Below are 16,710 nucleotides of genomic sequence, written 5' to 3' on the forward strand. Positions count from 1 at the left end.
CGTCGAGGCGTCAGCGCGCGCGGCGCGACATCCGCTCCATGTCGAGGATGACGACCGAACGGGGCTCCAGGCGCAGCCAGCCGCGCGACGCGAAGTCGGCGAGCGCCTTGTTGACCGTCTCGCGGGAGGCGCCGACCAGCTGGGCGAGCTCCTCCTGGGTGAGGTCGTGGTGCACGTGGACGCCGTCGTCCGCGGTGCGGCCGAAGCGGTCGGCGAGATCGAGCAGCGCCTTGGCGACGCGGCCGGGCACGTCGGAGAACACGAGGTCCGCGACGACGTCGTTGGCCTTGCGCAGCCGGGCGGCCAGCTGGGCGAGCAGCCCGCGGGCCACGGTGGGGCGACCCTCGAGCCAGCGCAGCAGGTCCTCGTGCGACAGCGACGCGAACTCCGCGTCGGTCACGCAGGTGACGGTCGCCGAGCGCGGACCCGGGTCGAAGAGCGACAGCTCGCCGAACATCTGGCCGGGGCCCATGATCGCGAGCAGGTTCTCGCGCCCGTCGGAGGAGGTGCGGCCGAGCTTCACCTTGCCCTCGAGGACGACGTACAGCTTGTCGCCGCTGTCGCCCTCGTGGAACAGCACCTCACCACGGCGCAGCCGGGTCGTGGCCAGCGACGTGCGCAGCCCTGCCATCGCCTCGTCGTCGAGGGCACTGAACAGTGGCGCCTGACGGAGTACGTCGTTGTCCACGCTTCCTCCAAAGAACGTAAAACCCGGTCGGCGGCATCCTAGCCAGTGCGGCATGTCACACCTAACACGACGCGCAGGACGGGACTGTCGTACCCACACCGTAGGGTGGCGTCCGTGCGGCCGATCGACACCACCGAGGAGACGTCGACCCAGCTCGTGAGGCGGGCGCGGAAGATCGACCGGGTGCTGGGGGAGACCTACCCGGACGCGAAGGCCGAGCTCGACTTCGACAACCCCTTCGAGTGCCTCGTGGTCACCGTGCTGTCCGCCCAGACCACCGACAAGCGCGTCAACGCGGTGCGCCCCACGCTGTTCGCCGCCTACCCCGACCCGGCGTCGATGGCCGCGGCCGACCGGGCCCACCTCGAGCAGATCGTCGGACCGCTGGGCTTCTTCCGGGCCAAGACCGAGTCGCTGCTCAAGCTGAGCGCCGCCCTCGTGGAGAAGTACGACGGCCAGGTGCCGGCGAGGCTCGACGACCTCGTCACCCTGCCCGGTGTGGGCCGCAAGACCGCCAACGTGGTCCTCGGCAACGCCTTCGACGTCCCCGGCATCACCGTCGACACCCACTTCGGGCGGCTGGCCCGGCGCCTCGGCTTCACCGACGAAACCGACCCGGTGAAGGTCGAGCACGCCGTCGGCGCGCTGTTCCCCAAGCGGGACTGGACGATGCTGTCGCACCACCTGATCTGGCACGGGCGGCGCCGCTGCCACGCCAAGAAGCCCGCGTGCGGTGCCTGCCCCGTCGCGCGGTGGTGCCCGTCGTACGGCACCGGCCCGACGGACCCGGTCGAGGCCGAGAAGCTGGTCCGCACCGAGGGTCCCAACTGATGCGTCTGCGCGCCGCCGCGGTGGCCCTCCTGGCCGCCGGGGTCCTCCTCACCGGCTGCGACAGCGTCGCGCCCAGCTTCGCGTGCAAGGTCGACGTCGCCGCCAAGGACGTCGTCGGGGACCGGGAGGCCGCGGGCATCGCCAGCTGCCGGACGATCCCTGCGACGGGCACCGACGCCGGGCTGCCGTCGGTCGACCTCGACTGCCTCGGCGAGAAGGGCAGCGTGCGGCTGGACGCGATCAAGGGCCCGGCGATCCTCAACTTCTGGGCGTCCAACTGCGGTCCGTGCCGCAAGGAGATGCCTGCGCTGCAGGACTTCTACGCCGCGCACGGCGACCAGGTCCGGGTGATCGGCGTCAACTACCTCGACACCTACCCCGGCGCCGCGATCGACCTGGCCAGGCAGAGCGGTGTCACCTACCCGTCGCTGGCCGACGCGTGCGGCGACCTGCAGAAGACCGACGCCGAGCTCGGCAAGGGCCTGCCCTTCTTCCTGTTCGTGTCCGCCGACGGCACCGTCTCCCGCCCCCACGTCGGCGGGGTCACCACCGCCGACGAGGTGGTCGCCCTGGTCCGCGAGGAGCTCGGCATCGACGTCACGAAGGCGGCGAAGTGAGCGACCTGCCCGCCGACCTGCCCGACTGGCTGCACCCGGTCGCTGCCGGCGCACGCGCCATCCAGGGCAGCGACCTGACCGCGTTCCTGCCGCCGAAGGACAGGCCCGTACGCCGCGGCGCCGTGCTCATGCTGTTCGGCGACCACGACGTGCTGCTCACCGAGCGGGCCCACGACATGCGCTCCCACCCGGGCCAGGTCTCCTTCCCGGGCGGCAGCATCGACCCCGGCGAGAGCGTGGTCGAGGCCGCGTTGCGCGAGGCGGACGAGGAGATCGGGGTCGACCCGGCAGGGGTCGAGGTCTTCGGCACGCTGCCGGAGCTGTGGTTGCCGCCGTCCAACTTCGCGGTCACGCCGGTCCTCGGCTGGTGGCGCGACCCGGCTCCGATCCGGGTCGCCTCGCCGGAGGAGGTGCACGCGATCCACCGCGTGACGCTCGAGGAGCTCTTCGCCCCCGAGCACCGGATCCAGGTCCGCCACCCCGGCGGCTGGATGGGCCCCGGCTTCCTGATCGGTCCCGACAAGGACGTCATCCTGTGGGGGTTCACGGGCGGGATCCTGACCCGGTTCTTCGACTTCCTCGGGTGGCTCCCACCAGTGACGGACCCGCCGGTGCATGATCTCCCGGACTACATGCTCGCCGAGCACGTCCGCCGGACGGCCGCCGCGGCAGCTGCCGACGAGGACGCGGGGGACGGCATGGACATCTTGGAGCCCAACGAGTGAGCCGCCGAGTGAGCCCCGCGTGAACGTCCTCGACTGGCTGCTCGTCGTCCTCGTTGCGGCGTACGCCCTGTCCGGCTACTGGCAGGGCTTCATCACCGGCGCCTTCGCGACGATCGGCCTGCTCTCGGGCGGCCTCGGCGGGATCCTGCTCGCGCCCCTCGTCCTCAGCAGCCTCGAGCCGTCCCTGGCGGTCTCGCTCGGTGCGCTGTTCATCGTGATCCTGTGCGCCTCGCTGGGCCAGGCCGTGCTGCAGTACGCCGGTGCCCGGGTCCGGGAGCGGATCACCTGGCAGCCCGCGCGGGCGCTCGACGCCATCGGCGGCGCGCTGCTCAGCGGGCTCGCCGTCCTGCTCGTCGCCTGGGCGCTGGGCGTCGCGATCTCCGGCACCCGGATCGGCTCGGTCACCTCGATGGTGCGCAGCTCGGTCGTGCTCTCGAAGGTCAACGAGGTGCTGCCGGAGTCGGCGCCCAACGCGCTGCAGGCCTTCAACAACGTCGTCGGCACCGGCTTCTTCCCCCGCTACCTCGAGCCGTTCGCCCCCGAGCGGATCGTCGAGGTGGCGCCCGGGCCGGCCGACCTGCCGGGCACCGAGCAGGTCAAGGCGACCCGGTCCAGCGTGGTCAAGATCCGTGGCGCCAACGACTGCGGTCGCGGCGTCGAGGGCACCGGCTTCGTCTTCGCGCCCGACCGCGTGATGACCAACGCCCACGTCGTGGCCGGCGTCGACGACCCCGAGGTCAGCATCGGCGGCGGCACCGAGCTCGCCCGGGTCGTGCTCTACGACCGCGAGCTCGACATCGCCGTCCTGGCGCTGGAGACCGACGACGCACCGGTGCTCAGGTTCGACACCACCGTCGGCGCCGAGGATCCGGTCGCGATCGTCGGCTACCCGCAGGACGGCCCGTTCGACGTCCAGACCGGCCGCGTCCGGGCGATGCAGAACCTCCGCTCGCCCGACATCTACGGCAACGGCACCGTGGTCCGCGAGGTCTACTCCCTGCGTGGCCTGGTCCGCCCCGGCAACTCCGGCGGCCCGATCGTCACGCCGCAGGGCAAGGTCGCCGGCGTCGTCTTCGCCGCCTCGGTGACCGACCCGGAGACCGGCTACGCGCTGACCGCCCAGCAGGTGCAGTCCAGCGCCCGGGCCGGCACCGCCCCCGGCACCGACGACGGCGAGGTCGACACCGGCGACTGCGCCTCGTAGCCACTAGGCCATAGTTGGGCGCATGACCGAGACCTTCGTGCGCTACGAGTACGCCGACGGCGTCGCCCGGATCACCCTCGCCGACGGCGAGCGTGGCAACCCGATCCATCACGGCTCGGTCGCCCAGCTGCACGACGCGGTCCGGTCCGCGGCGCGCGACGGCGCGCGCGTCGTCGTGCTCGCTGCCGAGGGCCGGTTCTTCTCCGTCGGGGGAGACCTCGGCGCCTTCGCCGGCGCCGACGACGTGGCCGGATTCATCGACGACCTCGCCGAGGCGCTGCACCGCGTCGTCAGCGAGCTGGTCCGCTCCGACGCCATCGTCGTCAGCGCCGTCCAGGGCACGGCCGCGGGCGCCGGCTTCCCTCTCGCCGCCGCGGCCGACGTCGTGATCGCCGCCGACGGCGCGAAGTTCAGCCTCGCCTACACCAAGGTCGGTCTCTCGCCCGACGGCGGCAGCTCGCTGCTCGTCCACAGCCTCGGCCTGCACCGCGCGCTGCGCCTGGCCCTGCTCGGCGACCTGCTCACCGCCCAGGACGCGTACGACGCCGGCCTGGTCGCGCGCGTCGTACCCGCTGACGAGCTCGCCGCCACCGTCGACCAGGTCGTCGACGGCCTCGCCGCCGGCTCCGCCACCGCGAACGCCGCCGCCAAGCGGCTGCTGCGCGAGGTCGCCGCGCCGACGCCGGAGACCGCGCTGCGCAAGGAGTCCCTGTCGATCCGCACCCTCGCCGAGAGCCCCGACGGGCGTGAGGGTGTGGCCGCGTTCGTGGAGAAGCGGGCGCCCAAGTTCAACGGGTGACGCCCCGGCCGGGCCCGCGGGTCAGGCCGATGCGTCGTGCCGCACGGGGCACCCGCCGACGCCGGGCACCGGGAAGGTGCCGAGGTCGGAGAGCTGGAACCCGTCGGGGTAGCTCTTGATCCGCGGCAGGTCGGCCGTGTACGTCGGCACCCGGTTCGACGGCGTCCAGCGCAGCAGCCGGGCCCGGGCCCGCATCGCACCGACACTGAGCCGGCGGACCACCGGGCCGGGGTCGGTGTAGGCGAACGCGTCGAGCAGCGGCTGGTCCATCAGCGCGCGGCTGAACAGCTCGACCGGCTTGCGCAGCGGGCGCGGGTAGAAGGTCGTGAGCAGGTGCAGCGTGGAGTCGGCGACCCGTCGCCCGCCCGCGTCGAAGTCGAAGTGCGTGCGCTCGTAGTCGTCCATCAGGTGCATGAACGCGTCGTAGGTCTCCGGGATGTCCTTGATCCCCATGTGCCGCCCGAGCGCGCGGTAGTAGTTGACGCTCGCGCGCAGCTCGGTGTCGGTGAGCGCGCGCCAGCCGTAGTCGTCGAGCCAGCGCTTGGGGACCACGACGAAGGTCGACAGCACGTAGCGGAAGTCGTCGTTGGAGATGTCGTACATGCGGTGCATCTGGTTGATCCGCCGCATCGCGGTCCGGCCGGCCTCGGAGTCGAAGCCGTGGACGAACGGCGCCTCGAGGAGCAGCGCCGTGTCGTCGTACCGCTTCTGGACGGCGCCCGTGAACGCGCCGGTCTCGTCGAGGAGCCGGCCGATGCTCGGCACGGCGTAGGTCCGGAACAGCGCGAAGCTCAGTGCCTGGGTGAGGTCCCAGGTGAACTCGTAGAGCGCCAGGTTCTGGTAGATCTCGACGTAGTCCGTCTCCGGGTCGAGCGACTCGTTCCGGTCCCGCCACAGCGTCTTGGCCATGCTCCGGAGCCTAGGACGGTCGTCGGGCCCGCAATAGATGACGAGTTCTCACTTTTCTCTCGCTTTTCCGGTGCGCGACTTTCTAGAACGTGTTTCAGTTCGCGGCTAGAGTGCGCCGCGTGAGCATCCCCGACGTCTTCGCGCCCGTCGACCTGGGCCCGGTCCGGCTGCGCAACCGCACGGTCAAGGCGGCCACCTTCGAGGGGCGCACGCCGCACGGTGTCGTCACCGACGAGCTGATCGCCTACCATCGCGCCCCGGCTGCCGGAGGTGTCGGACTGACGACCGTCGCCTACCTGGCCGTCGCGCCCGACGGCCGCACCCACCGCGAGCAGATCGTCGTGGGGGAGCGCACCCTGCCGGGCCTGTCCCGGCTGGCCGACGAGATCCACGCCACCGGCGCCGCCATCGCGGGCCAGGTGGGCCACGCCGGCCCGGTCGCCAACGGTCGCTCCAACGGCGTGCCGGCGATCGCGGCCAGCCGGATGCCGAGCCCGCTGTCGATGCAGATGATCCGCTCGGCCTCCGAGAAGGACCTGACCCGCGTCACCCGCGCGTACGTCGACACGGCTCGCACCCTCGTCCGCGCCGGCTTCGACGTGCTCGAGCTGCACATGGCGCACTCGTACCTGATCTCGTCCTTCCTCGCTCCCGGCCTCAACCGTCGCCGCGACCGCTGGGGCGGCCCGCTCGAGCGACGGGCCCGGCTCGCGCGGCAGGTCGCGCGCGTCGTACGCGAGGAGGTCGGCGACGCCGTCGCGGTGAGCGCCAAGGTCTCCGTCTCCGACGGCTTCTCGGGCGGCGTGACGACCGCGATGAGCATCGAGCTCGCCCAGCTGCTCGAGGCGGACGGGCACCTCGACGCGCTGCAGCTGTCGGGCGGCTCGTCGCTGATGAACCCGATGTACCTCTTCCGCGGCGACGCCCCGGTCGCGGAGTTCGCCGAGACCATGCCGCCGCTCGTGAAGTGGGGGATGAAGACGCCGGTGGGCCGCGGGTTCATGAAGCGCTACGCCTTCGAGGAGGCGTACTTCCGCCCCAAGGCGCTGGAGATCCGCTCCGCCGTCGCGATGCCGCTCATGCTGCTCGGCGGCATCAACCGGCTCGAGACGATGCAGCAGGCGATGGCCGACGGCTTCGACTTCGTCGTGATGGGCCGGGCGCTGCTGCGCGAGCCGGACCTGGTCGACAGGCTCCGCGCGGGTACGGCGGCCGGCGGGACCTGCATCCACTGCAACCGCTGCATGCCGACCATCTACTCGGGCACCCGCTGCCCCGAGTGGGCGCCGGACGAGGTCATCCCCGTCCCGCGCTGAGCGTCGGTTGACGTAACTCGAGGTGGGACGAGAAAACTGGCGCTGGGACGAGGATGCTTCCTCGTCCCAGCGCCAGTTTCACCGGCCGGCCGGTGAAACTGACAGCGCACCCCTTCCGCAAAACTAGAACTCGTTCTAGATTGACCCGCATGTCACAGGTCATCCCGGAGAAGCCGCTGCGGGTCGTCGTCTGGTCCACGGGGACGATCGGGCGGCACGCGATCGTCGGCGTCGACGCCCATCCCGACCTCGAGCTGGTCGGGGTGTGGACCTCGACGCCCGAGAAGCACGGCCAGGACGCCGGTCTGCTCGCCGGGCTCGACCGCGAGCTCGGCATCAGGGCGACCACCGACCGCGACGAGCTGGTCGCGCTCCGGCCCGACTGCGTCGTGCACGGCGCGATGACCGACGACCGGGTGTTCGAGTCGATCGCCGACCTGACCGAGCTGGTCCGCGACGGTGTCAACGTCGTCTCGTCGGGGCCGGTCATCCTGCTGCACCGCACCGGCACGCTTCCCGACGAGATGATCGAGGCCATCGACGAGGCCGGCCGGCAGGGCAACGCCAGCCTGCACGTCAACGGCATCGACCCCGGCTTCGCCAACGACGTGCTGCCGCTGGTGCTGACCTCGCTGTCGCAGCGCATCGACCACGTCGTGGTCAGCGAGATCGCCGACTACTCGACGTACTACCAGCCTGTGGTGATGCGCGACCTGTTCGGCTTCGGACAGCCGCTCGACGGCGCGGACACCAAGCCGCTGCTGTGGGAGCCGGGGATCCTCACCACCGCCTGGGGTCCGGTGGTGCGCCTGATCGCGGAGGGACTGGGCGTGAGGCTCGACGAGCCGCTCGTCGAGGAGGTCGACCGGCGCCCGGCCGAGCGGGACACGAAGACCGTGTCGCTGGACGTGGCGGAAGGCACCATGGGGGCCGTCCGCTTCCGCGTCATCGGCACCGTCGACGGAGTCCCGCGGGTCACCCTCGAGCACGTCACGCGTACGGCGCCCGACCAGGTCCCCGAGTGGCCCACTCCCGCCGAGGGCGACGGCTGCTACCGGATCGAGATCACCGGCGAGCCCTGCATGAAGCTCGAGTTCACCCACCACGGCGAGCACGGCGACCACAACGTCTCCGGGATGATCGTCACCGCGCAGCGGCTGATCAACGCGATCCCCGCCGTCGTCGCCGCGAAGCCGGGGCTGGTCACCGCGCTCGACCTCCCGCTGGTCACCGGCCGTGGCCTGGTCGCCGGCACGGGCACCGAGGGGGAGCGATGAGCATCCTCGACCGGTTCCGCCTCACCGACCACGTCGCCGTCGTCACCGGCGCCGGCCGCGGCATCGGCGCGGCCACCGCGATCGCCCTCGCCGAGGCCGGCGCGGACGTCGTCATCTCCTCGCGCACCGAGGCCCAGCTCAAGGAGGTCGCGGTCCGGATCGAGGACGCCGGGCGCCGCGCGCTCGTCGTACCGGCCAACCTCGCGCACACCGACGAGGTCGCCGCGCTCGCCGATGCGGCCTTCGACGAGTTCGGTCGGCTCGACGTCGTCGTGAACAACGTCGGCGGCACCATCCCGAACGCCTTCCTCGACACCGACGTGGCCTACCTGGAGGAGGCCTTCCACTTCAACGTCGCCACCGCGCACGCGCTCAGCCGGGCCGCCGTACCGCTCATGCTGAGGTCGGCGGGCGAGGGCCGGCAGAAGTCGATCACCTCGATCTCCTCGGCGATGGGCCGGCTGGCCGGGCGCGGGTACCTCGCCTACGGCACCGCCAAGGCGGCGCTCGCGCACTGGTCACGGCTGGCCGCCACCGACCTCAACCCGGAGATCCGGGTCAACGGCGTCTTCGTCGGCTCGGTGATGACCAGCGCGCTGGAGTTCGTGGCCGGGGTGCCGGAGATGAAGACCCAGCTCGAGGAGGCGACGCCGCTCGGCAGGATCGGCGAGGCCGAGGACATCGCCGCCGCGGTGGTCTACCTCGCCTCGCCCGCCGGGAAGTACGTCACCGGCAAGCTGCTGGAGGTCGACGGCGGCATCCAGGAGCCGAACCTCGACCTCCGGCTACCCGATCTGCGACCGGATGTGAACGCCACCTAGAGTGCGTTCATGAGCACTGGAGGGATCGCCACCGGACACGCCGTCTCGCCCGACTCGGGTCGGCACTGGGCCGACGAGGGCGCCTGGGAGGTCGCCGAGGGCATCCACCGGATCCCGCTGCCGCTGCCGATGGACGCGCTCAAGGCGATCAACGTGTACGTCGTCCAGGGCGACGACGGGCTCACCCTGATCGACGGCGGCTGGTCGATCCCGGTCGCCCGGGAGCTGCTCGACACCTCGCTGCGCTCGATCGGCTCGGGCTTCGGCGACATCAAGCGGTTCCTGGTCACCCACGTGCACCGCGACCACTTCACGCTGGCCACCGTCCTCGGGCACGAGTACGGCGCCGACGTGGCCCTCGGTCGCGAGGAGCAGCCGGCGCTCGAGCTCCTGCACCGGGCCGGGCGCGACGGGCTCGACGAGAGCCCCTTCCTCGCGGTGCTGCGCACCGCCGGCGCGGAGGAGATCGCCCAGCTGTGGGCGGCCGGTCCCGGGGAGCTGCCGAAGCCCGTCGACTGGGCGTTCCCCGACACCTGGCTCGAGGGCGACCGCAGCTTCGACGTCGGCCGTCGCCGTCTCGACGCCGTGCACACCCCCGGCCACACCCCTGGCCACTACGTCTTCGCCGACCAGGCCGAGGGAGTCCTCTTCTCCGGCGACCACGTGCTCCCCACGATCACCCCGTCGATCGGGTTCACCGTCCCGCCCGCGGACCAGCCCCTCGGCCAGTTCATGGCCTCCCTCGCCCGGGTGCGCGAGCTCCCCGACCTGCGCATCCTGCCTGCGCACGGCCCGGTCGCTCCGTCGTCGTACCAGCGCGTCGACGAGCTCCTCGCCCACCACGAGGACCGCCTCGACCTGTGCCTGGCGTCCCTGAAGGAGCGCGGCTCCGCCACCTCCCTCGTCGTGGCCAAGGACCTCGGCTGGACCCGGCACGAGCGGGCGTTCGGCGAGCTCGACGTGTTCAGCCAGGGCATGGCCGCGATGGAGACCAAGGCGCACCTCGACCTGCTCGTCGCCCGGGGCCAGGCCAGCGCGGTGGACCTGCCGGACGGCGTGGTCTACACGGCGTCCTAGAATCGGAGGCGTCCGACAGGGGAGCACCATCCGGGTGCTGAGAGTGCGGCGCGGGCCGCAGACCCTCCGAACCTGATCCGGTTAGCACCGGCGAAGGGAGTCATCCGATGCGTACGCGCATGCTCACCGGCCGCCTCAGCCTGGTGGCCCTCTCCACCACGGTCCTGCTCGCAAGCGGCTGCTCGCTGGTCAGCAGCGAGAGCGACCACGAGAAGGCGGACGACAAGACGGTCACGCTGGTGACCCACGAGTCGTTCGCGATCCCCGACGAGCTGGTCAAGGCGTTCGAGAAGGACACCGGCTACGACCTGAGGATCAGCAAGCTCGAGGACGCGGGCGCATTGACCAACGAGCTGGTGCTGACCAAGGACGAGCCGGTCGGCGACGTCGTCTTCGGCGTCGACAACACCTTCGCGACGCGTGCGGTCGACGAGGGCGTGTTCGCGTCGTACGCGCCGACCCTGCCGGAGGGCGCCGCCGCCCACGAGCTCGACGGCGACGACGACCACGCGCTCACGCCGATCGACACCGGCAACGTCTGCGTCAACGTCGACGACGCGTGGTTCCGGGCCAAGGGAATCCCGGCGCCGACCACCCTCGACGACCTGACGAAGCCCGCCTACAAGGATCTCTTCGTGATCCCGGGCGCCAGCACCAGCTCGCCCGGCCTGGCCTTCCTGCTGGCCACGATAGCCAGGTACGGCGACGGCTGGCCGTCGTACTGGACCGAGCTCGTCGACAACGGCGCCAAGGTCGTGAAGGGCTGGTCCGACGCGTACTTCACCGACTTCACCTTCTCCGGCGGAGACCGTCCGATCGTCGTGTCCTACGACTCCTCGCCGGCGTTCACGCTGACCAAGGCGGGCGACCGGACCACGACCAGCGCGCTGCTGGACGGCTGCTTCGAGCAGGTGGAGTACGCCGGCGTGCTGCACGGCGACACGACCAACACCGCCGGCGCGCACGCGGTGATCGACTGGCTGCTCTCGCCCGAGGTCCAGGCCGCGCTGCCCGAGTCGATGTACGTCTTCCCGGTCGACGCCTCCGTCGAGCTGCCCGCCGACTGGGCGAAGTTCGCGAAGCGGCCCGCGACCACCGAGCAGGTCGCGCCGGCCGAGATCACCGAGAAGCGCAAGGCGTGGCTGGAGCAGTGGACGGAGATCGTGTCGCGATAGGTGGTGCGACGGTGACCCGACGACTGGCGCTGGGACTGCTCGCCGCGGTCCCGGTCGCCGTCGTCGCCGTCTTCTTCGTGCTGCCGGTCGGGGCGATGCTCCACCGCGGGGTGTGGCCGGACGGCTCGTTCGACCCGGGCGCCGTGCTCGACGTGCTGCGCCGCCCGCGCACCGGCCGGGTGCTGTGGTTCACCGTGTGGACCAGCACGGTCGCGACCGCGTGCGCGGTGCTGCTCGGCCTGCCGGCGGCGTACGTCCTGCACCGGCTGCGCTTCCCCGGCCGTGCCCTGGTCCGCACGGCGCTCCTCGTCCCGTTCGTGCTGCCCACCGTGGTCGTCGGCCTCGCGGTGCGTGAGCTGATCTCGTCGTCGGGGCCGCTCGGCTTCCTCGACCTCGACGGCACCCCGGCCGCGATCCTGATCGGCCTGGTCTTCTTCAACGTGGCGGTCGTGATCCGCACCGTCGGCGTCGCCTGGGAGGGCCTCGACCGCCGGCCGGCCGAGGCTGCGGCCGCGCTCGGTGCCACGCCCCTCGCCGTGTTCCGCACCGTCACCCTGCCCGCGCTGCGCCCGGCGATCGTCTCCGCGGCCAGCGTGGTCTTCCTGTTCTGCGCGACCGCGTTCGGGGTGGTGCTGGTGCTCGGCGGCGTGCGGTACTCCTCGGTCGAGACCGAGATCTACCTGCTCACCGCCGACCTGCTCGACCTGCCGGCCGCTGCCGCGCTCTCGCTCGTGCAGATGCTGGCGGTCGTGGCGCTGCTCGTCGTGGTCGGCCGGCTGCGCGCCGTACCCGACCCCACCCTGCGCCGGGTCGCCGCCGCGCCCACCCGCCCCCGCCCGCACGACCTGCCGGCGCTCGTCGTCACGGCGCTCACCCTTGCGCTCGTGGCACTGCCGGTCGTGGCGCTGGTCATCGGTTCGGTACGACGTGAGGGCCGCTGGACCCTCGACTCCTACCGCGCGCTCGGCGGCTCCGCCGACGGCCTGCTGCAGGTGCCGGTCACCCACGCGCTGCTGGCGAGCCTGCGGATCGCGGTCGACGCGACCTGGATGTCGCTGTCCCTGGGGCTCGTCGTGGCGTTCGTGGTGACGCGGAAGGTCCGCAGCAGAGCGGGACGGCGGGCGCGGACGATCCTCGACGGCTTCTTCATGCTGCCGCTCGGCGTCTCGGCGGTCACGCTCGGCTTCGGCTTCCTGATCGCCCTCGACCAGCCGCCGCTCGACCTGCGCGCCAGCCCGCTGCTGGTGCCGATCGCCCAAGCGCTTGTTGCGCTGCCCCTCGTCGTACGGACGCTCGTGCCGGTGCTCGCCGGCATCGACGACCGCCAGCGCCAGGCCGCGGCCTCGCTCGGCGCCGGTCCGCTGCGGACCCTGCAGACGGTCGACCTGGCCGTCGTGTGGCGGCCCCTGCTGGCCGCGGCGGGCTTCGCCTTCGCGGTGTCGCTGGGGGAGTTCGGCGCGACCTCGTTCATCGTGCGCCCCGCGGAGCCGACCCTGCCGGTCGTGATCTACCGCTTGCTCGGGCACCCGGGCGCCCTGAACTACGGCACCGCCATGGCCGCGTCGGTGGTGCTCGCCGCCGTGACCGCCGGTGTCATCCTCGTCGTCGAGCGGCTGCGTGTGCCGGGAGTGGGATCGTGGTGAGTCCGTGGTGAGCCTGGAGCTGCAGGGAGTGAGTGTCGCCTTCGACGCGACCGTGGCGGTCGACGCCGTGGACCTGGGCGTCGAGGACGGCCACGTGCTCGCGGTCCTCGGGCCGTCCGGCTGTGGGAAGTCGACGCTGCTGCGCGCGGTCGCCGGCCTCGAGCCGCTGTCGTCGGGCCGGATCGCCTGGGACGGCGCCGACCTCACCGGCGTACCGACGCACCGGCGCGGGTTCGCGCTGATGTTCCAGGACGGCCAGCTCTTCGACCACCTCACCGTCGCCCGCAACGTCGGCTACGCCCGCCGCCTGCAGGGCGCCTCCCGCGCCGCCGTGCGCGCCGAGGTCGACGACCTGCTCGAGCTGGTCGGCCTCGGTGGGTACGCCGACCGACTGCCGCGCACGCTGTCCGGCGGCGAGCGGCAACGCGTCGCCCTGGCCCGCTCCCTGGCCGCGAGACCCCGGCTGCTGCTGCTCGACGAGCCGCTGAGCGCCCTCGACGCCGGCCTGCGCGGTCGGCTCGCGGCGGACCTCCGGCAGATCCTCACCCAGGCCGGTACGACGGCCCTGCTCGTCACGCACGACCAGGACGAGGCCTTCGCGATCGCCGACCGGCTGGCGGTGATGCGGGAGGGCCGCATCGTCCAGGAGGGCGCCACCGGTGACGTCTGGGCGCGCCCGGCCGACGCCGCCACGGCCCTCTTCCTCGGGTATGCCCGCGTCCTCACCCCCGAGGCCGCCACGATCCTCCTCGGCCGCCCCTCGGGCCAGGTCGCCCTCCGCCCGTCCGCCCTGCTGGCCGGCCCCGACCTCGTCGACGGCCTCCCCGCCACGGTCGTCAGCTTCCGCCCGACGCCCGACGCCGGTCGGCTCGTGGTGGCCCTCGACGGGCTCGGCGAGCTGGACGCGGTCGGGGTGCCCGGGTGGATCGCGCAACCCGGCCAGCCGGTCGTCGTACGTGTCGCAGAGCACGCAATCGCCGTCCTGCCCAGCACTGCGGCCGAACCCGCTGGGAGTGCACCGTAGGATCCCTCGGGTGTACCGCCGCGCCTACACCCTTCTCATCGGCACGGCCGCGCTCATGCTGGGTATCGCGGTCCTCACCGCGTGGAAGCTCGATCGCCGGCTCCTCGACCCCGAGGGGAGCTTCCTCGGGCCGTCGTACATCCGGCTGCCGCTGCTCCTGTTCGGCGCCCTCCTCCTCGACCTGCTGCCGCTGGCGTTGTGGAAGGCCCACGGCCGGCCCAGCCGCGTCGTCCCCGTCGTCCGGGAGCGGCTGCGCACGCACTGGACCAAGGAGCGCGCGACGCTGGTCGCGATCGGCGTCATCAGCTTCTACCTGACCTACGTCAGCTACCGGAACCTCAAGTCGTTCCTGCCCTTCGTGCGCTCCGACCCGAACGCCGCGCCCGGCGAGGTCCGCGCGTTGTCGTACGACCGTGAGCTGCACATCCTGGACCGGGTCATCTTCTTCGGCCACGACCCCAGTGACGTGCTGCACGGCCTGCTCGGCAAGACGGTCACCGCCGAGATCCTCTCGCCGATCTACCTGATGTTCCTGCCGCTGGTGCCCCTCGCCGTCACCGCCTGGCTGGTGTGGTCGCGCAACCACTCCTTCGGCTACTGGTTCGTGACCTCGCAGTGCCTGGCCTGGTCGCTCGGCACGCTCTCCTACTACCTGCTGCCCACGCTCGGCCCCGGCATCGCCTACACCTCCGAGTACTACGGCGCCGGCGGTCTCGCCCACACCGGCACCACCGACCTGATGAACTCGATCGTCAGGGCACGCGGCAACGTGCTGTACGGCGGTGCCACCGAGTCGGTGAACTCCATCGCCGGCTTCGCCAGCCTGCACTGCGCGATCACCCTGCTCTTCGCGCTGATGGTCCAGTACACGCTGCGCTCGAAGATCCTCAAGATCGTCTTCTGGGTGAACTTCGGCCTCACGGTCGTCGCGACCCTGTACTTCGGCTGGCACTACGTCGCCGACGACCTTGCCGGCATCGCGATCGCGGTCGTCTCCTTCTACGTCGGCGGCATCGCCAGCGGCCAGAAGTTCGACAAACGCGGCCACTCGCACCCGACCACCACCACCTCCAAGGTGCCCGTCAACGTCGACTGAGCTGCGGTGCGGCGGTCGAGTCAGTTTCACCGGCCGGCCGGTGAAACTCGCGCTTGGCCGAGGAAGCATCGTCGTCCAAGCGCCAGTTTTGTCGTCCCAGTGCCAGTTTCACCGGCCGACCGGTGAAACTGGCACCGGCGGCAGCGCGAATTACATCGATGTAGTTCGTCAACCCGACACGCCGGTGCCACATGAGATTTCTGAGATTTTTGTTTCGCATGTGACAAAAGAGCACTACGGTGACGCGAGTGCGTTCCCCGAGCATCGGTACCGGCCTGGCCGCCCTCGTCCTGACGGCGGTGGTCTGCGTCCCCGGCGCGCAGGCGGACCCGACCCCGCCGACGCCGGTCGTGCCGGGTGCACCGAGTGCGGCGGACGTGCAGGCAGCGCAGGACCGCGCCGGCGCAGCCGAGGATGACGTCGCGGCCATCCAGCAGCGGCTCGCCGACGCGGCTGCCGAGCTGGACGGCGCGACCATCCGGGCGGCGCAGGCGAGCGAGGCGTGGAACGGCGCCCGCTGGGCCGCGCACACCGCCCGGGCTGCCGAGCGGCGCGCGATCGCCGACTCGACGGCCGCCGCGCAGGCCCTGGCCGAGCACGAGGACGCCTTCCGCGACGCCGTGATCACCGCCCAGGGGATGGGCCTCGAGCTGTCCCTGGTCGAGGCGATCGTCGACGCCGACGGCGTGGACGCCCTGCTCGAGCAGACCTCGGCCAACGAGCACGTCCAGGCGCTCTTCGACCAGCGGCGCGACGAGTACCTCGCCGCCTCGACCGCCGCCACCGAGGCCGCCGACGCGGCCGCCGCGGCGTCGGCCGAGGCCGACCGGGCGCTCGCCGACGCGAGGACGGCCCGCGACCGGGCCCGGGCCGCGGCCCGGGAGGCCGAGACGGTCACCGCGCGGATCGAGAGTCGTCGTTCGCGACTCGTGAAGCGGCTCGCCCGCCTCCAGGGCGTCAGCATCGCGGTCGCCCGCGCCCACCAGGCCGCCGTCGACGCCGAGGCGGCGGCGAAGGCTGCCGCCGACGCCAAGGCGGCGAAGGAGGCCAAGGAGGCCAAGGAGGCCGAGGCCGCGAAGGGAGGCAAGGGCGACGCGCCCACCCCGGCGACCGACCCGGCGCCCGCCGACGGCGCCCAGGCCGCCATCGCGTTCGCCCGCGCCCAGCTCGGTGAGCCCTACCGCTGGGGCGCGGCCGGGCCCGCAGCCTGGGACTGCTCCGGGCTGGTCGAGAAGGCATGGGCGGCCGGCGGGAAGTCGCTGCCGCACTACTCGGTGGCGCAGTACGAGCAGTCGACGCCGATCACCCGCGACCAGCTCCGGCCCGGCGACCTCGTGTTCTGGTCCGACGGCGGCCCGGGCGCGATCTTCCACGTCGCCCTGTACGTCGGCGGTGGGCAGATCATCCACGCCCCGCGCACCGGCCGCCCGGTCAGCCTGGAGTCGATCGACTACTGGCGCACGCCGGACCTCTACGCGCGACCCTGACCGGGACGCTAGGTTCGCCCC

General features: G+C 72.1%; 16 protein-coding genes and 1 riboswitch. Of the genes, 14 read left to right on the forward strand and 2 right to left on the reverse strand.

Annotation, left to right across the window (positions count from 1 at the left end; all coding sequences use genetic code 11):
- Positions 1-10: 10 nt before the first annotated feature.
- The gene (locus BJ958_RS22410; protein WP_141800618.1) at positions 11-688 is read right to left on the reverse strand and encodes a Crp/Fnr family transcriptional regulator; all 678 of its coding nucleotides are present in this window, start codon (positions 686-688) and stop codon (positions 11-13) included.
- A gap of 114 nt (positions 689-802) precedes the next feature.
- Here BJ958_RS22410 and nth point away from each other — a divergent pair, with 114 nt between their 5' ends.
- From nth to BJ958_RS22435, 5 genes are read left to right on the forward strand one after another with little or no spacing between them, the layout of a single operon-like run.
- Positions 803-1,519: an endonuclease III gene (gene nth / locus BJ958_RS22415; RefSeq protein ID WP_179729042.1), complete on the forward strand. Its 717-nt coding sequence runs from the start codon at positions 803-805 to the stop codon at positions 1,517-1,519.
- Entirely contained in the window at positions 1,519-2,136 is a 618-nt protein-coding gene (locus BJ958_RS22420) for a TlpA family protein disulfide reductase (protein WP_179729043.1), read from the forward strand. The genes nth and BJ958_RS22420 overlap by 1 nt, the downstream gene beginning before the upstream one ends.
- On the forward strand, positions 2,133-2,861 hold the full coding sequence (locus BJ958_RS22425) for an NUDIX domain-containing protein (protein ID WP_273518555.1): 729 nt from the start codon (positions 2,133-2,135) through the stop codon (positions 2,859-2,861). The genes BJ958_RS22420 and BJ958_RS22425 overlap by 4 nt, the downstream gene beginning before the upstream one ends.
- A 19-nt stretch (positions 2,862-2,880) precedes the next feature.
- Positions 2,881-4,065: a MarP family serine protease gene (locus BJ958_RS22430; RefSeq protein WP_179729044.1), complete on the forward strand. Its 1,185-nt coding sequence runs from the start codon at positions 2,881-2,883 to the stop codon at positions 4,063-4,065.
- A gap of 22 nt (positions 4,066-4,087) precedes the next feature.
- Positions 4,088-4,864, forward strand: coding sequence for an enoyl-CoA hydratase/isomerase family protein (locus tag BJ958_RS22435; protein ID WP_179729045.1), 777 nt, complete (start codon positions 4,088-4,090; stop codon positions 4,862-4,864).
- A gap of 21 nt (positions 4,865-4,885) precedes the next feature.
- Here BJ958_RS22435 and BJ958_RS22440 read toward each other — a convergent pair whose 3' ends face one another.
- Positions 4,886-5,773 (reverse strand): oxygenase MpaB family protein, encoded by an 888-nt coding sequence (locus tag BJ958_RS22440; RefSeq protein ID WP_179729046.1) that lies wholly within the window; start codon positions 5,771-5,773, stop codon positions 4,886-4,888.
- 119 nt (positions 5,774-5,892) lie between these two features.
- Here BJ958_RS22440 and BJ958_RS29210 point away from each other — a divergent pair, with 119 nt between their 5' ends.
- The 9 genes from BJ958_RS29210 (at position 5,893) to BJ958_RS22485 (ending at position 16,689) form a co-directional block, all read left to right on the forward strand.
- Positions 5,893-7,089 carry an oxidoreductase gene (locus BJ958_RS29210; protein ID WP_343052767.1) on the forward strand — a complete coding sequence of 399 codons (1,197 nt, stop codon included), beginning with the start codon at positions 5,893-5,895 and terminating at the stop codon, positions 7,087-7,089.
- Between the two features lie 149 nt (positions 7,090-7,238).
- The gene (locus tag BJ958_RS22450; protein ID WP_179729047.1) at positions 7,239-8,366 is read left to right on the forward strand and encodes an NAD(P)H-dependent amine dehydrogenase family protein; all 1,128 of its coding nucleotides are present in this window, start codon (positions 7,239-7,241) and stop codon (positions 8,364-8,366) included.
- Positions 8,363-9,187: an SDR family oxidoreductase gene (locus tag BJ958_RS22455; protein ID WP_179729048.1), complete on the forward strand. Its 825-nt coding sequence runs from the start codon at positions 8,363-8,365 to the stop codon at positions 9,185-9,187. Before BJ958_RS22450 ends, BJ958_RS22455 begins: the two co-directional genes overlap by 4 nt.
- A 9-nt stretch (positions 9,188-9,196) precedes the next feature.
- Positions 9,197-10,264, forward strand: a complete 1,068-nt coding sequence (locus BJ958_RS22460) for an MBL fold metallo-hydrolase (protein WP_179729049.1) — start codon at positions 9,197-9,199, stop codon at positions 10,262-10,264.
- Positions 10,265-10,271: 7 nt separating this feature from the next.
- A riboswitch (TPP riboswitch) is annotated at positions 10,272-10,380 on the forward strand.
- Positions 10,372-11,439, forward strand: coding sequence for a thiamine ABC transporter substrate-binding protein (locus BJ958_RS22465; protein WP_179729050.1), 1,068 nt, complete (start codon positions 10,372-10,374; stop codon positions 11,437-11,439). It overlaps the preceding riboswitch by 9 nt.
- Positions 11,440-11,450: 11 nt before the next feature.
- Positions 11,451-13,082, forward strand: coding sequence for an ABC transporter permease (locus BJ958_RS22470; protein ID WP_343052768.1), 1,632 nt, complete (start codon positions 11,451-11,453; stop codon positions 13,080-13,082).
- 7 nt (positions 13,083-13,089) lie between these two features.
- Complete coding sequence (locus BJ958_RS22475; RefSeq protein ID WP_179729051.1) at positions 13,090-14,106, forward strand: ATP-binding cassette domain-containing protein; 1,017 nt, start codon at positions 13,090-13,092, stop codon at positions 14,104-14,106.
- 10 nt (positions 14,107-14,116) lie between these two features.
- A complete protein-coding gene (locus tag BJ958_RS22480) occupies positions 14,117-15,202 on the forward strand; it encodes a phosphatase PAP2 family protein (RefSeq protein WP_273518539.1) in 1,086 nt (361 codons plus the stop codon).
- 248 nt (positions 15,203-15,450) lie between these two features.
- The gene (locus BJ958_RS22485; RefSeq protein WP_179729052.1) at positions 15,451-16,689 is read left to right on the forward strand and encodes an NlpC/P60 family protein; all 1,239 of its coding nucleotides are present in this window, start codon (positions 15,451-15,453) and stop codon (positions 16,687-16,689) included.
- Positions 16,690-16,710 lie beyond the last annotated feature (21 nt).

Origin of the sequence: Nocardioides kongjuensis, assembly GCF_013409625.1 — a bacterium.
Taxonomy (GTDB): domain Bacteria; phylum Actinomycetota; class Actinomycetes; order Propionibacteriales; family Nocardioidaceae; genus Nocardioides; species Nocardioides kongjuensis.

Bases quoted from the DNA above. Each gene is read 5' to 3' on its own strand.
- BJ958_RS22460 (WP_179729049.1), top strand. From the start codon at position 9,197: ATGAGCACTGGAGGGATCGCCACCGGACACGCCGTCTCGCCCGACTCG.
- BJ958_RS22455 (WP_179729048.1), top strand. From the start codon at position 8,363: ATGAGCATCCTCGACCGGTTCCGCCTCACCGACCACGTCGCCGTCGTC.
- BJ958_RS22440 (WP_179729046.1), bottom strand. From the start codon at position 5,773: ATGGCCAAGACGCTGTGGCGGGACCGGAACGAGTCGCTCGACCCGGAG.
- BJ958_RS22465 (WP_179729050.1), top strand. From the start codon at position 10,372: ATGCGTACGCGCATGCTCACCGGCCGCCTCAGCCTGGTGGCCCTCTCC.
- BJ958_RS22435 (WP_179729045.1), top strand. From the start codon at position 4,088: ATGACCGAGACCTTCGTGCGCTACGAGTACGCCGACGGCGTCGCCCGG.
- BJ958_RS22450 (WP_179729047.1), top strand. From the start codon at position 7,239: ATGTCACAGGTCATCCCGGAGAAGCCGCTGCGGGTCGTCGTCTGGTCC.
- BJ958_RS22420 (WP_179729043.1), top strand. From the start codon at position 1,519: ATGCGTCTGCGCGCCGCCGCGGTGGCCCTCCTGGCCGCCGGGGTCCTC.